The 12702-nt window shown below is 40.6% G+C and carries 15 protein-coding genes; 12 read left to right on the top strand and 3 right to left on the bottom strand.

Annotated features, from left to right (window positions below):
* The first annotated feature begins 317 nt into the window (after nucleotides 1-317).
* From ABZP31_RS11850 to ABZP31_RS11810, 9 genes are all read left to right on the top strand, one after another.
* Nucleotides 318-590 (top strand): hypothetical protein, encoded by a 273-nt coding sequence (locus ABZP31_RS11850; protein ID WP_106438859.1) that lies wholly within the window; start codon nucleotides 318-320, stop codon nucleotides 588-590.
* Between the two features lie 140 nt (nucleotides 591-730).
* Entirely contained in the window at nucleotides 731-1414 is a 684-nt protein-coding gene (locus ABZP31_RS11845; protein WP_367156811.1) for a hypothetical protein, read from the top strand.
* Between the two features lie 39 nt (nucleotides 1415-1453).
* Nucleotides 1454-2161: a DUF1003 domain-containing protein gene (locus tag ABZP31_RS11840; protein ID WP_248134131.1), complete on the top strand. Its 708-nt coding sequence runs from the start codon at nucleotides 1454-1456 to the stop codon at nucleotides 2159-2161.
* Nucleotides 2162-2765: 604 nt separating this feature from the next.
* On the top strand, nucleotides 2766-3431 hold the full coding sequence (locus tag ABZP31_RS11835) for an RluA family pseudouridine synthase (RefSeq protein ID WP_005404917.1): 666 nt from the start codon (nucleotides 2766-2768) through the stop codon (nucleotides 3429-3431).
* A gap of 230 nt (nucleotides 3432-3661) precedes the next feature.
* A complete protein-coding gene (locus ABZP31_RS11830; RefSeq protein WP_005404916.1) occupies nucleotides 3662-4048 on the top strand; it encodes a ribonuclease E inhibitor RraB in 387 nt (128 codons plus the stop codon).
* A gap of 99 nt (nucleotides 4049-4147) precedes the next feature.
* Nucleotides 4148-4528 (top strand): hypothetical protein, encoded by a 381-nt coding sequence (locus ABZP31_RS11825; protein ID WP_005404915.1) that lies wholly within the window; start codon nucleotides 4148-4150, stop codon nucleotides 4526-4528.
* 220 nt (nucleotides 4529-4748) lie between these two features.
* The gene (locus ABZP31_RS11820; protein WP_005404914.1) at nucleotides 4749-4994 is read left to right on the top strand and encodes a hypothetical protein; all 246 of its coding nucleotides are present in this window, start codon (nucleotides 4749-4751) and stop codon (nucleotides 4992-4994) included.
* 132 nt (nucleotides 4995-5126) lie between these two features.
* Complete coding sequence (locus ABZP31_RS11815) at nucleotides 5127-5720, top strand: DUF2939 domain-containing protein (RefSeq protein WP_248134130.1); 594 nt, start codon at nucleotides 5127-5129, stop codon at nucleotides 5718-5720.
* Nucleotides 5721-5834: 114 nt separating this feature from the next.
* Nucleotides 5835-6878: a DUF1176 domain-containing protein gene (locus ABZP31_RS11810; RefSeq protein ID WP_248134129.1), complete on the top strand. Its 1044-nt coding sequence runs from the start codon at nucleotides 5835-5837 to the stop codon at nucleotides 6876-6878.
* 30 nt (nucleotides 6879-6908) lie between these two features.
* Here the strand turns inward: ABZP31_RS11810 and ABZP31_RS11805 are convergent, their stop codons facing one another.
* The gene (locus ABZP31_RS11805; RefSeq protein WP_248134128.1) at nucleotides 6909-7850 is read right to left on the bottom strand and encodes a tRNA-dihydrouridine synthase; all 942 of its coding nucleotides are present in this window, start codon (nucleotides 7848-7850) and stop codon (nucleotides 6909-6911) included.
* A gap of 216 nt (nucleotides 7851-8066) precedes the next feature.
* On the opposite strand from ABZP31_RS11805, the gene ABZP31_RS11800 reads away from it, so the two are divergent.
* The gene (locus tag ABZP31_RS11800; RefSeq protein ID WP_367156810.1) at nucleotides 8067-8834 is read left to right on the top strand and encodes a class I SAM-dependent methyltransferase; all 768 of its coding nucleotides are present in this window, start codon (nucleotides 8067-8069) and stop codon (nucleotides 8832-8834) included.
* A gap of 43 nt (nucleotides 8835-8877) precedes the next feature.
* Here ABZP31_RS11800 and ABZP31_RS11795 read toward each other — a convergent pair whose 3' ends face one another.
* Nucleotides 8878-9687 carry an inner membrane protein YpjD gene (locus ABZP31_RS11795; RefSeq protein ID WP_005027562.1) on the bottom strand — a complete coding sequence of 270 codons (810 nt, stop codon included), beginning with the start codon at nucleotides 9685-9687 and terminating at the stop codon, nucleotides 8878-8880.
* A gap of 144 nt (nucleotides 9688-9831) precedes the next feature.
* On the opposite strand from ABZP31_RS11795, the gene ffh reads away from it, so the two are divergent.
* Nucleotides 9832-11247, top strand: coding sequence for a signal recognition particle protein (gene ffh / locus ABZP31_RS11790; RefSeq protein ID WP_005018824.1), 1416 nt, complete (start codon nucleotides 9832-9834; stop codon nucleotides 11245-11247).
* Nucleotides 11248-11403: 156 nt separating this feature from the next.
* Nucleotides 11404-11970, top strand: coding sequence for an alpha/beta hydrolase (locus ABZP31_RS11785; RefSeq protein WP_005018825.1), 567 nt, complete (start codon nucleotides 11404-11406; stop codon nucleotides 11968-11970).
* On the opposite strand, the gene ABZP31_RS11780 is transcribed toward ABZP31_RS11785, so the two are convergent.
* Entirely contained in the window at nucleotides 11952-12686 is a 735-nt protein-coding gene (locus ABZP31_RS11780; RefSeq protein ID WP_005018826.1) for a type III pantothenate kinase, read from the bottom strand. The genes ABZP31_RS11785 and ABZP31_RS11780 overlap by 19 nt on opposite strands.
* Nucleotides 12687-12702 lie beyond the last annotated feature (16 nt).

The following is a 12702-nucleotide window of genomic DNA, read 5'->3' as shown; positions in this document are numbered from 1 at the left end:
GTATAGAAAGCAGGCGGGGTATTGCAAAGCTTTACATAGGATTGCTTTTAGAGGATGTTTAAAAATCTCCTCAAAAACCCTCTTTAGTAAAGAGAGGGACTCTCTTTTTAGAAGGATAGTGGGAAGGAGATTAAATTTATCGATAATGCCTAAAAAACATACTACGAAGTAGGGTTTTTATTTGACACTTTTATTTTGTGAATAGGTTTAACTTGTTTATTGATTTAAAGCTTCTCACTATATTTGCGTCTAATGCCTCACTTATTTCAATATTATCAAAAAACTTAACTTAAAAAGTTTTAGTGAATAATTACTTAATGAGCAAGAAATTAAAAAATATTACTTCGCCCAAACGACACTATCATTTACAAAAATGGACAATAGACATTCATCACAACAGGGTTATACTGTTTAGACCATTTTCTAAACACTCATGGAGAACAAAGATGGTAACAGCTGGCTCAAAACCGGGAACAGGTTTCTATTTTTGTGTTCAATGCGGGCATCGCGTTTACTTAGAAATTGGTACAGACCGTTTACCCCCGTGTACCAAATGCTACGGCACCCAATATAACGATAAGGTGGCTTAAGCAATAAATAAAACAGATACCCCTGTTTTTTAGAAAAGTCCTATTACTCCATAGGGCTTTTTGCTTTTTAAACACTCCTGTATTTTACAGACAGTCGAGTTCATACTGTAAAAAGCTATTACCTTGGAAGTATCATTCTGATGATTCCTTATATATTTATATTCTTCATGGCTATTACGTTTCCAACATTAATATGGGCTGAAAATAAAAGTTCTGAAGAAATCCGGCTGAAAGAAGACAGTAGTCGCTACAAATCTTATATTCCGAGAAGTTACAGACTCACTGAAGTTATAACAGGAGATTTGAATAAAGACCGGAAAACAGATGTGGTGCTGATAGTTAAGGCAACTGATCCTGCAAAATGGGTAAATGATGAGTATCAGGGAAAGCTAGACCGAAATCGTCGTGGCATAATTGTGCTTGTAAATGAAAATGGTCAATATAAAAAGATCATACAGAATCTGTCATGCTTCTCGTCGGAGTATGAAGATGGGGGCGTATATTATGCGCCGGAATTACTATTATCTGTCGAACAAGGGTTGCTGAATGTGCATTATGCCCATGGCCGTTATGGTTACTGGCGCTATCGCTTTCAACTAAAAGAACATGATCTGCAATTGGTAGGCTATGACAATTCAGATAATTTCGGTCCTTATATTAATAGTCAAACAAGTATTAACTACTTAACTCAGCGTAAATTAGTAAGAGAAAATATAAATAAGAACCGGGATGACGATATACCAAAATTTAAAGAAACTTGGTATAAGATGAATCAGGCACCTGTGTATTTATCTAAAATTAAAGATTTTGATCATTTAAATTAATTAAAATAAGCAGACTGAAATATAAAAAAGGACATAAGGATGAATAATAAAAACGAATTACATAAATGTCTGGTTTGTAAAAGAAATTTTAATGAAAAGAGTCTGATTCCTTTAGGTACGGTACGGCAAGATATTACACAGGAAATAGCAAAGGATTTTCCAGCATGGTCTGTTCATGATTATATTTGTCAGGTTGATTTAACCCATTATCGTATGCAGTACGTGCAAGGGTTATTAAAGTCTGAACAGGGGGAAGTTTCTAGTCTTCAGTATGAAGTTATTCAAAGCTTGCAAGAACATGAGCTTATTACAAAAGACACAGAATCAGAATTTGACCAGAACTGGACACTGGGTGAACGGCTGGCCGATAAAATAGCAACTTTTGGTGGTAGCTGGGCATTTCTGATCTGCTTTACACTTTTTCTGGCAGGCTGGATATTAGTCAATACCGTTATAATGATAAACCGTCCGGCAGATCCTTATCCATTTATCTTGCTAAACCTGATTTTATCATGTCTGGCTGCAGTGCAGGCGCCTATTATCATGATGAGCCAGAACCGGCAGGAAGCCAAAGACCGGTTACGTTCGCAAAATGATTATCAGGTCAACCTGAAAGCAGAGCTTGAAATCCGGCATTTACATGAAAAGCTTGATCATCTGCTGATGCACCAGTGGGACCGATTAGCTAAAATTCAGGAAATTCAGTTAGATCTATTAACTGAGCTCAACAAAAGAAACTTAAAGTAATAAAATAAAATTATTTAATGACGAGATAAATATAGAGTTAGAAGTTTTCTGATTTTAAAAGAAAATAATTCTGTAAAAATAAACTTTACTGCAATAAAAATATTGAAAAATGAGAGATAAAAGAAAAAATCCTTAAAATTTTACTTTTAGTAGAAAATTTTTCTAAAAAATATAAAAATTAACTGAACTTCGAAAATTAATTCCGTCCAGCTTTAGTTAAAGTAGATCTCAAGGTGTAGTAGGGATCGAAAAGAGTAGTATGCTGTGAGCGGCGCAAAACGCGAGTGCAGTACTTACCCAAAAGGTCTCGATTCGGCTTAGGACGCTATAAACCAGAAGTTTATAGGCTATAAGATCATCACTTACAAAGTTATGATAGTTGAAGTAAACCGTAAAGTTTTCCCTGACACCTGAAATATTCTGTTATTACAATAAATCTTTAGATAGTAGAACTATCAAAATAATACTTTCAAAAATATAAAGCTGCTCTTTCAGTTTGAATTCCAGACCAGAAAATCAACTGTTTAACCTGTTATAAATCAAGAATTGACAGCTGTATAATCCCTTGTTATTTTTCGGGCTAATTTGTTCTCCATATAACCGCATGGCTTTGAATCAACCCTTTATCTATGCACCGCCGCAACAGCCATTATCTATTATATATGAAGATGATGATTTAATTATTATAGATAAACCGGCAGGATTACTTTCTGTACCCGGACGTCTGCCTGAGCATCAGGACAGCGCATATCTACGTCTGCTGGAAAAATATCCACATGCTAAGATCACCCATCGGCTGGATATGGCAACTTCAGGTATCCTGATGTTTGCCAAACATCGTGATGCAGAAGTCGCGATCAGCAAAATGTTTCAGGCACGTACCGTAACCAAGCGCTATGTTGCGCTAATACAGGGCCAGCTTAACGAACAGGGCAGTATTGATGTGCCATTAATTACCGATTGGGAAAACCGTCCGCGGCAAATCGTACATTTTGAACTGGGGAAATCGGCTAAAACCTTATTTCAGGTGCTTCAATATCATGAGGAGCATGACATGACCCGGGTATTGCTGACACCTATAACTGGACGTTCGCACCAGTTAAGAGTACATATGCAATATATTGGACATCCTATTATGGGAGATAAGCTATATCACCCTGAACCTGGTGGTTTTTACTTAAGGCGAATGGCATTGCATGCCAGTTACCTGGCTTTTCAGCAACCGCTAAGCAAAGATTTGATTGAAATTAATATGGCTATCCCGTTTTAATCACAGGTGATCTTTAAACTGGTATATTAGCTATATAAATTAATTTAAATATAAAACAGGTGGTTCTTAAACCAGGTGCAGGGTTATAAACTTTATATTTAAAATCATCATGAATTAATTAGAAACAGAATTAAGCTGGTCATGTGAAATTAAAATAGATTAATCTTTGTGCTGATATTGAATAATGATGATTTATTTATAATGACCACAAGCATAACAAGGATAATCTCATGACTCGTGACTATCAGCAATTTCCTGACGATGAAAATGGCGATGTACTTTGGCAAATGTATGAAGACGGCAATGACTTGAGTGACCTGCATGAGGTCGAATTTTCTATTGTTTTTAAAACTCAGGAACTGGCAGAAAAGTGCGCGCTACATTTACTGCAGCAGGAACAAAAAGTTTCCATGTTTCAGGAAGACGAGCAGACTGACGGGGCAAACTTATGGATATTAAATATTCATATTAATATGATTCCTGAACATGAAGATATTGTGGACTTGGAAGAATGGTTTACTAAAATTGCTGGAGAATTTGACGGCGAATATGATGGTTGGGGCTGCATGTCTTATATCTATGAAGATGAAGAAGAAAGTCCTAATATTTCATCCTGATAAAATTTTGATCTGACCTCAAGATTGTAAATAAAAGTATTTTGTTTCTGATATTAAGTACGCTATTTTGGCCGATAAATTTTCTAGATTTAATCGGTCATGATTCGTACTTTATTTTTAAGCCTGCTGTTGGCTAGCCCTTTGACTCATGCAGCCAACTGGAGCTGCAAAAATCATGATTTCGAAATCTATTGTGGTGCGCGTGGCTGTGAAATAAATCAGGAAAATTTTACGCCGATGTATATCCAGCTGCAGCAAGCTGGTGAGTTAAAGGTTTGTGCCTATAGCGCTTGTTGGTCAGGACAAGCAAAAATTTTATATGACCGGCAGCATCTTTTAGCCTCAGCGAATGAATTGGCAATGGATGGACAAAAAGATATTGCAGCCAATTTTATTCTGGCAATAAATGAAAATAACCAGACTGGATTTATTCAGGGTGAGGGTTTCGCAATGCCGGTACAATGTGAGCCTGAAAAATAATTATAAGTATCTTTTATCATGGGAAGTCTAACCTTATGGCAGCTGAACTTATTAGCCATTATTTAAATACATGAAGTATTCAGGTTGCTTTTTCAGCGTTTGCCCGTTGATCAAAATTATACAAAGCGGTAGGGCTGAAAGATTAAACTAATACAACGTAAATTAAAAAATCAGTTGCTCGCCTTGCAGGATAGAATAGGGCGACTATGTTAAGAGACAGGTGGGCCTGATCTTGGAACCATATAAAGATGTTAGCGGTAAATCCCATATTGAATTTTATTATATTGGCTCGGACTATATCATGGTGCAGTTTAAAGGATCAGCCAAACAATATGTCTATACCTATATTAGTGCGGGTGAACATCATGTCGAAAAGATGAAGCAGCTTGCAGTCAGTGGTAAAGGACTCACAGCCTATATTAATCAGCATGTGCGTGATGCCTTTGCTACTATAATGTATGCTTAATAAAAAGTAAGAATTAACTAAGGCACAGAGATTTTAAGATAAAAAACTGAATAGCTGAAAGAAGACTAAAACTGAAACCAATGATGCAATAAATAAACATCACTAGTTTAGATGAAATGGTATAAAGGTTATATGAAAATTCTGAAAATATTCAGTGGATTATTGGTATTATTGATTGCCGGTTGGTGGTTTGCATCACCTTATTGGGTACTTTATCAGGTTAAGCAGGCAGTTGAGGAGAATCAGCCTGGCAAGCTTTCAGCCTATATCGATTATCCCGCTGTGCGGCAAAGCTTAAAAAGTCAGCTAAGCCAATATTTAGAGCAAAAACTGAATTTTGAGCAACGCTCCAATCCGTTTGAGCAATTTGGTGCGCAGCTTACAACAGACTTGACTAACTACCTGGTAGAAACTTTGGTTAATCCATATGGTGTCGCACTGTTACTACAAGGGAAGGAGTTCTCAGAAGCAATCCGGCTCACCCGGTATGAAGGCTCTTCAGTTGTTTATCATCTGCCTGAACCTAAAAAAGCTGCTGCCTCATTCTTATCTGGGTCATCTGTTGCTTCAGCATATTCTTCACAAACAGCTTTAAATTACAAGGCTGGGTATTTGAGCATGAACAGGTTTAGAGTTCAGGTACCTACAGCTAATAGGTATACCAGCTTTATCTTGAGTCGTAGTGGGTGGAGCTGGAAAATTACGGCCATTGAACTGCCTCAGTAAATAAAAAACTTTAAAACAACTATAATTATTTCTTTTTATTTACAATTTCAAACTAGGCATCTGGGCAGATGCAATTCAATATCAGGGACAATAAAATAAGTACAGGAAGCCAGTATGAAAACAGTATTTGGTCTCGGCGCTATTTTAATGTGGCCCACATTATGTCTGGCTGGTGCCTCTGCCAGTTTGGCCTTTGAATATAAAGACTGGTCACTCGCCTGTGAAAATACAGGTACCTGTCGTGCTGCCGGTTATCAGACAGAAGAAAACATCTCCCATCCGGTATCAGTTTTGTTGACACGTAAGGCTGGGCCAGATACCGCAGTGCTGGCTCAGGTCCAGATTAGTCATGAAGACGAAAAATTTCTGGAACAGATTAAAGGTACTCCTTATCTTAGCTTATATATTAATGGTCGGCCTCTGGGCAGTATTATACTAAAAAGAGACAATGCGCGTGGTACGCTCTCTAAACAGCAGACCCAGCATCTTTTAACCGCTTTAAAGGGCAGTAGCCAGATTGTCTTCAGTTTGGGTAAGGACCAGTGGCAACTGTCTGATCAGGGTGCAACCGCAGTATTACTTAAAATGGATGCCTTCCAAAACCGGGTAGATACTGCATCTGCTCTGATTCGTTCTGGAAATGTCAGCCAAGATAAAGTAATCAAGGCCCAGTCTATGCCAGTACTTACTAAAACCTACCGGCCGGGCACAGCACGACATTTCGCCTTAAATAGCCCGCAAGCTAAGGCACTAATCACTAAATTTAAAAAAACAGCAGACCGGGAAGGCTGTCCAATTTTATTTGAAGCAAATTATCTTGATCATGACCAGATAACGGTCTATCCATTAGACAAGCAGAATGTTGTAGTTGAAAGTCCGTGCTGGCGTGGTGCCTATAATGCCGGTTCAGGTTACTGGGTGATGGACCCTCAACTTAAACAGGTCAAGCATCTGGCAACTACACAGGGTTCAAGTTTTAGTGAGGGTGAAATTTTTGCCCATCATAAAGGCCGTGGCTTGGGGGACTGCTGGAGCCGGCAGGAGTGGGTCTGGACCAGTAACGGTTTTGTAGAAAGTTACAATGCAACCACTGGTCAATGCAAAGGTTTTTCAGGTGGAGCCTGGCAGTTACCTACTTTTGTTTCACAAGTTAAGTAAGTGGTATGGCCAGTCTGTCATATTTTAATTTTACGGACTGGCCAGCTGTATTGTGATCTTTTCATTAATTTCGTCAATTTTTTTCAGACGTTTGATTTCATTCCACAGCATTTTTGCTTCTGGATAATGTTTTGACATCATGCCTAACCACTGTTTATAACGGCCAACCATACCGATTTCAGTTTTGGATGGGCCATTGATAAAGCGTATCTGTAAATCTAACAGGTCTTGCCAGCAAAGCAGAGGTTCATCTGAGTTATTGCGGATGCATTGGGTTAAATCGGGGGTGGTAACTGCACCACGTCCAATCATCAAATCTTCACAGCCAGATTCTAGCTGGCATTGACGTGCATCAGTGTTGTTCCAGATTTCGCCATTGGCAATTACATTAATCTTCAGGGCCTCACGAATGGGTTGCAGCTGGTCCCAGAACGCAGGCGGAGTATAACCATCAGCTTTGGTACGGGCATGAACTGTCACCCAAGATGCGCCTGCATTTTCAATAGCATGCGCATTGTCCAGCATAAAGTTACGGTCCATATAGCCTAAGCGCATTTTAGCCGAAACTGGAATATGGGCCGGGACTGCATCACGTACAGCTTTTACCAGCTCATATACAACTTCTGGTTCATCCAGGAGTACAGAACCACCACGATGGCGGTTTACAGTTTTTGCCGGGCAGCCAAAATTCATATCGATTGCGGGAGCACCCAGTATAGCAGCGCGTACCGCATTTGCCGCCAGCATTTCAGGATTATTGCCTAAAAACTGGACATGAACCGGAGTACCTGCGGCTGTTTTACCTTCAGTTTTTAATTCAGGACAATAACTGTAATAGATATGGTCGGGCAGAACAGAGTCCGTAACACGAATAAACTCGGTCACACACCAGTCAAAGCTCCCCACATGTGTGAGTACATCCCGCATAATCGGATCAGTTAAGCCTTCCATAGGCGCAAGAACAAGTTTCACAGTGTCTTACCTGGACAATGAAAAAACAGCGTTATACGCATTTTTAAGTGGGATGTCCAGAATCGAGATAAAATAAGCTTTAATAGAATTAAACTAAGTTATGAGGATCAATTAATCTACCAAACTACTTTGTATTTTAACTATTGTAATAGATAGCAACAGGATAGGCTTTGCATTGTACAAGGTTTTATTCAAACTCAGGCAGGATGGGTTCCCATGGAAAACCGACAGTTTAAGGACCATTTTTCAAAAGACTCAAGACTGTATGCATTGTACCGACCGAACTACCCCCATATATTAGCCAAAATGCTGGCCGAGCTTGCTCCATCTTGTGCGCGTGCACTGGATTGTGGCTGCGGTACAGGCCAACTTTCGGTTTTGCTTGCCGAGTATTTTGATGAGGTGGTTGCGACAGATGCCAGTACAGAGCAGATTGCCAAGGCTCAGCCACATCAACGGATAAACTATAAAACTGCCTTGGCAGATAATAGTGGACTACCCGGAGAAAGTGTAGATCTGATCACGGTCGCGCAAGCCGCGCACTGGTTTAAACTGGAAAGTTTTTATGAAGAGGTGAGACGGGTTGCACGTCCAGATGCCATAATCGCTCTGATAAGTTATGGTGTGTTACATGTAGACGGAGAGGTAAATGCACCTATTCAACATTTTTACTACGACACCATCATGCCTTATTGGCCTCCTGAACGGCGCCATGTAGAAGATGAATACCAGAACTTGGCTTTTCCATTTCAACCAGTTGAAACACCTGCTCTGAACATGCACATGATGTGGAATCTGGAACAGCTTCTCGGGTATATCAGTACATGGTCTGCATTAAAACAAGCCAGACAGAGCTTGGGTATTGATCCCTTAAAGTCACTTCAAGCCGAATTAGTGGCAATGTGGGGCAATCCTCAACAGACCAAACTGGTTAAATGGCCATTAGCCTTGCGTATTGGTCGTGTACATCCAGTATTAAAATAAGAAGCTGACGTAAAACTGAGATTCAAAAAATACTCAATTTTATTTAACGGCCTAATATCATTTCTAAAATAAATTTACTGCCAATGAAGCCAATAGCCAGCAAAAGAAAACCGACTAATGTAAAGCGAATCGCCTTTTGACCACGCCAGCCGAATTTGTAATGCCCAAGTAAAAGGGCACCATAAATAAACCAGGAAATGATACTAAAAGCCGTTTTATGAGCCAGATGCTGGGCGAAGAAGTTATCAACAGTAAAGAAACCCAGACCCAAGGCAATCGTAAGTAAAATAAAGCCGGTAATAATCAGGTCAAATAGCAGGGATTCCATTGCCTGAACAGAAGGCAATAAATTCACCCAAATCCGGCGTTTCTGTTTGTTTTTAAGTTCACGGTTCTGGAACCAGAGCAGCACCGCATGAATAGTTGCCATCAGCAGAACCGCGTATGCAGATAATGATAAGATAATGTGCAGGTCTAAACCTAAATCCCGCTGCTCAATAATCTGGGTCGGACGGCTAAAAGCGAATCCCATGACCAGACCGGTCGCCGCTACAGGTATACCTAACAGGTTTAAGGCCAATACCGGTCGGTAAGTACTAAACAGCAGGCTCAACAGCAGCATCAGTCCTGAGGTGAAAGACATCAGGTTGAAAACATCATAATTAATGCCCGCTGGTGTAAGCATATCGCTATACAATACTGCTGCATGCAGAAAAAGTCCTAAGCCCAGCATAATGCCGATGAGCCCATGGTTTGGTTGATGTTTAGACATTAAATTAACAAACAAATACCAGAATGATGTGGTATAAGCGATTAATGCTAAGATCGTAAAAACCAAGGGGAGACTGAGCATGTCAAACCTTTTCTCGGACTATGAATATTGAAGTTATAAGATATAAATTCTACGCGAACTACAGTATCCTATAGCATTCTATGCATAAATTTTCTATTTTTAGGAAAGATTTTTTGCAACTGGCCATTTTAAGCGGATTTTGCAATGTTTGATACCTTAACAGAACGACTCACGCAGAGTTTAAGAAATGTTACTGGCTCAGGGCAACTGACCGAAGACAATATTAAAGATACGTTACGCGAAGTACGTATGGCGCTTCTTGAAGCCGATGTTGCGTTACCTGTAACTCGTGAATTTATTGCGAAAGTTAAGGAACAGGCATTGGGTCAGGAAGTTATGAGCCAACTTTCTCCTGGGCAGGCTTTTGTCAAGATCGTCTATGACGAACTGACCAAAATGATGGGAGAGGCTAATGAAAGTCTTGACTTAGCTGCAAAGCCTCCGGTTATAGTACTACTTGCAGGTTTGCAGGGCGCTGGTAAAACGACAACTGCTGCAAAATTGGCTCGCTTTTTAAAAGAACGTCAAAAGAAAAAAGTAGCAATGGTTTCTGCCGATATTTACCGCCCGGCAGCCATTAAACAGCTTCAGACCGTTGCGAATGAAGTCGGTGCGGAATTCATTGAGTCAAGTGCTGATGAAGATCCGATTGTTATTGCGAATCGTGCCATAGAACAGGCCAAGATCAAGTTTGCTGATGTGCTGATTGTCGATACTGCAGGCCGTCTGCATATTGATGATGACATGATGGGTGAAATTAAAGCACTCCATGCTGCCATTCAGCCAACTGAAACCCTGTTCGTGGTAGATGCCATGACTGGTCAGGATGCTGCAAATACTGCCAAGGCGTTCAATGATGCCTTGCCTTTGACTGGCGTGATCCTGACCAAAACTGATGGTGATGCACGCGGTGGTGCGGCATTGTCAGTGCGTGCTATTACCGGCAAGCCAATCAAATTTCTGGGGATGGGTGAGAAACTTGATGCCCTGGAACCTTTCCATCCGGAACGTGTTGCACAGCGTATTCTGGGTATGGGTGATGTTCTGTCACTGGTCGAAGAAGTTGAACGTAAGATCGACAAAGAAAAAGCCGAAAAAATGGCGAAGAAACTGCAAAAAGGTGGCAGTTTTAACTTTGAAGATATGCTGATGCAATTCGAACAGATGAGCAAAATGGGCGGCATGATGGGTTTTCTGGACAAGTTGCCAGGTATGAGCAACTCAGGAATTCAGCAGGCGCTAGAGCAGGCTAATCCTGAAAAGCAGGTCAAGAAAATGGAAGCTATCATTCAGTCTATGACTGTAAAAGAGCGCCGTAATCCTGACCTGATTAATCCGAGCCGTAAAAAACGTATTGCTGCTGGTTGTGGTATGGACGTCGCCGAAGTCAATAAACTGATTAAACAGCATGCTCAGATGGCAAAAATGATGAAAAAGTTCTCCAATCCCGCAGGTATGAGCAAGATGATGCGTTCACTTGGCAATCTGCAAAAACAGTTTGGTGGCGGTGGTGGCGCAGGCCCGCTTTTTGGCGGAAACGACCCGCAGAAAAAGCCTTAATCGTATTTAAAAACAGAGCGCACTAAGCGCTCTTTTTTATTTTCAAGCTTAAGAATTTAGATATTTTAAGGTTAAGAAAACCCAACATTTGCTTACCCGAATCAGTCATAGTTTACGGCACACTCAAGGCATTCATCGTCAAAAGTGAGAAGAAAAATGACACAGGTTATTGTAGTTCATGGTTATACCGCTGGCCCTGAACAGAACTGGTTCCCCTGGATTCAACAATATGCCAAACAGCAAAATGTCAGTTTGCAGGTACTACGTCTGGACCCTTCAACAACTCCTAAACTGCAAGACTGGGATCAGCAAATGGCTGAGCAAATTAAAGAGATTAATGAAAACAGTATCTTTATTGGTCACAGTCTGGGCTGTATTGCCACCTTGCATTACTTATCACATCAATTAAAGAACCAGAAGATCAAACAATTGGTACTGGTGGCAGGCTTTAACGGTCGTTTAGGGCGTCTTGAAGAGGTTGACCCTTTTATTGATGCCTGCAAAATTGACCTGGAACTATTAAAGCAGCAGATAGAGCATCGGGTTGTGATCTATTCAGAGGGTGATGACCGTGTACCACCAAAATTTAGCTTGGAACAGGCTAAAAGCCTGGATGCTGAAGTTATCCAGGCTAAGCATCAAGGGCACTTTATTGACTCTGAAGGCTGTACCGAGCTGCCGGAGGTGTGGCAGGCGATTGAACCTTATGTGCTGACTGAATAATAATGAATATAACGTTGTAGCCCCTTGAGCAGTAAATCAGTTTCAACTTCAGGTTGATACTGCTCAAGGAAGCGGGCAAACAGTGGTGCATCGCCTCCAGTCAGAATTAACTGACGGGGGGACTGTAGCAAGACATGCTTGATAGTACTGAGGAGGCCTAATAATATTCCATGGTGTACTGCATCGAGTGTATTACGGCCAGGGCTCAAGTCATCAAAAGCTGCTTCAGGAATACGAATTCCTTTAGTGTGCTGAATCAATGCATCACGTTGCAGATAGAGGTTCGGCAAAATATATCCACCTAAATGCTGATGACCGTGTGTCAGATCAATAGTCAGTGCTGTTCCACAGCTGATGATACATAAGTCCTGTTTTGGCCGGGCTACGGCAAGAACCTGCAGCCAGCGGTCAATACCGAGCTGCGTGACATCATAGGCACATTCAAGGCCAGCATATTCAGCATGAACTTTGGCAAAAGTTACAGGAATATTCAGGAACCTTAAAATTTTATAAATACGATCATTATTTTTTTTATCCTGAACCGAAGATACGCCAACCCGGGATAAATCTAAACTTTTAAAGTGCTGAATCAGACCTAACAGCAAGTCAGACGGTGACTGTAAATGCAACTCGGCTGCATGTTCAATCACCTGTTGATCTTCAGTAATCCAGTATTTCAGGCGTGTATTGCCAATATCTAACCATAACTCTCTCATAGCACAACCCTGATTT

Source organism: Acinetobacter sp. FL (assembly GCF_040744925.1).
Classification (GTDB): Bacteria; Pseudomonadota; Gammaproteobacteria; order Pseudomonadales; family Moraxellaceae; genus Acinetobacter; species Acinetobacter radioresistens.
This window is presented reverse-complemented; position numbering and strand designations above follow the sequence as displayed.

What these genes read in the sequence shown, in the direction of transcription:
- ABZP31_RS11845 (WP_367156811.1), top strand. Translation starts at nt 731, where the DNA reads ATGATTCCTTATATATTTATATTCTTCATGGCTATTACGTTTCCAACA.
- ABZP31_RS11810 (WP_248134129.1), top strand. Translation starts at nt 5,835, where the DNA reads ATGAAAACAGTATTTGGTCTCGGCGCTATTTTAATGTGGCCCACATTA.
- ABZP31_RS11795 (WP_005027562.1), bottom strand. Translation starts at nt 9,687, where the DNA reads ATGCTCAGTCTCCCCTTGGTTTTTACGATCTTAGCATTAATCGCTTAT.
- ABZP31_RS11830 (WP_005404916.1), top strand. Translation starts at nt 3,662, where the DNA reads ATGACTCGTGACTATCAGCAATTTCCTGACGATGAAAATGGCGATGTA.
- ABZP31_RS11800 (WP_367156810.1), top strand. Translation starts at nt 8,067, where the DNA reads ATGGAAAACCGACAGTTTAAGGACCATTTTTCAAAAGACTCAAGACTG.
- ABZP31_RS11815 (WP_248134130.1), top strand. Translation starts at nt 5,127, where the DNA reads ATGAAAATTCTGAAAATATTCAGTGGATTATTGGTATTATTGATTGCC.
- ABZP31_RS11785 (WP_005018825.1), top strand. Translation starts at nt 11,404, where the DNA reads ATGACACAGGTTATTGTAGTTCATGGTTATACCGCTGGCCCTGAACAG.
- ffh (WP_005018824.1), top strand. Translation starts at nt 9,832, where the DNA reads ATGTTTGATACCTTAACAGAACGACTCACGCAGAGTTTAAGAAATGTT.
- ABZP31_RS11825 (WP_005404915.1), top strand. Translation starts at nt 4,148, where the DNA reads ATGATTCGTACTTTATTTTTAAGCCTGCTGTTGGCTAGCCCTTTGACT.
- ABZP31_RS11850 (WP_106438859.1), top strand. Translation starts at nt 318, where the DNA reads ATGAGCAAGAAATTAAAAAATATTACTTCGCCCAAACGACACTATCAT.
- ABZP31_RS11840 (WP_248134131.1), top strand. Translation starts at nt 1,454, where the DNA reads ATGAATAATAAAAACGAATTACATAAATGTCTGGTTTGTAAAAGAAAT.
- ABZP31_RS11835 (WP_005404917.1), top strand. Translation starts at nt 2,766, where the DNA reads ATGGCTTTGAATCAACCCTTTATCTATGCACCGCCGCAACAGCCATTA.
- ABZP31_RS11780 (WP_005018826.1), bottom strand. Translation starts at nt 12,686, where the DNA reads ATGAGAGAGTTATGGTTAGATATTGGCAATACACGCCTGAAATACTGG.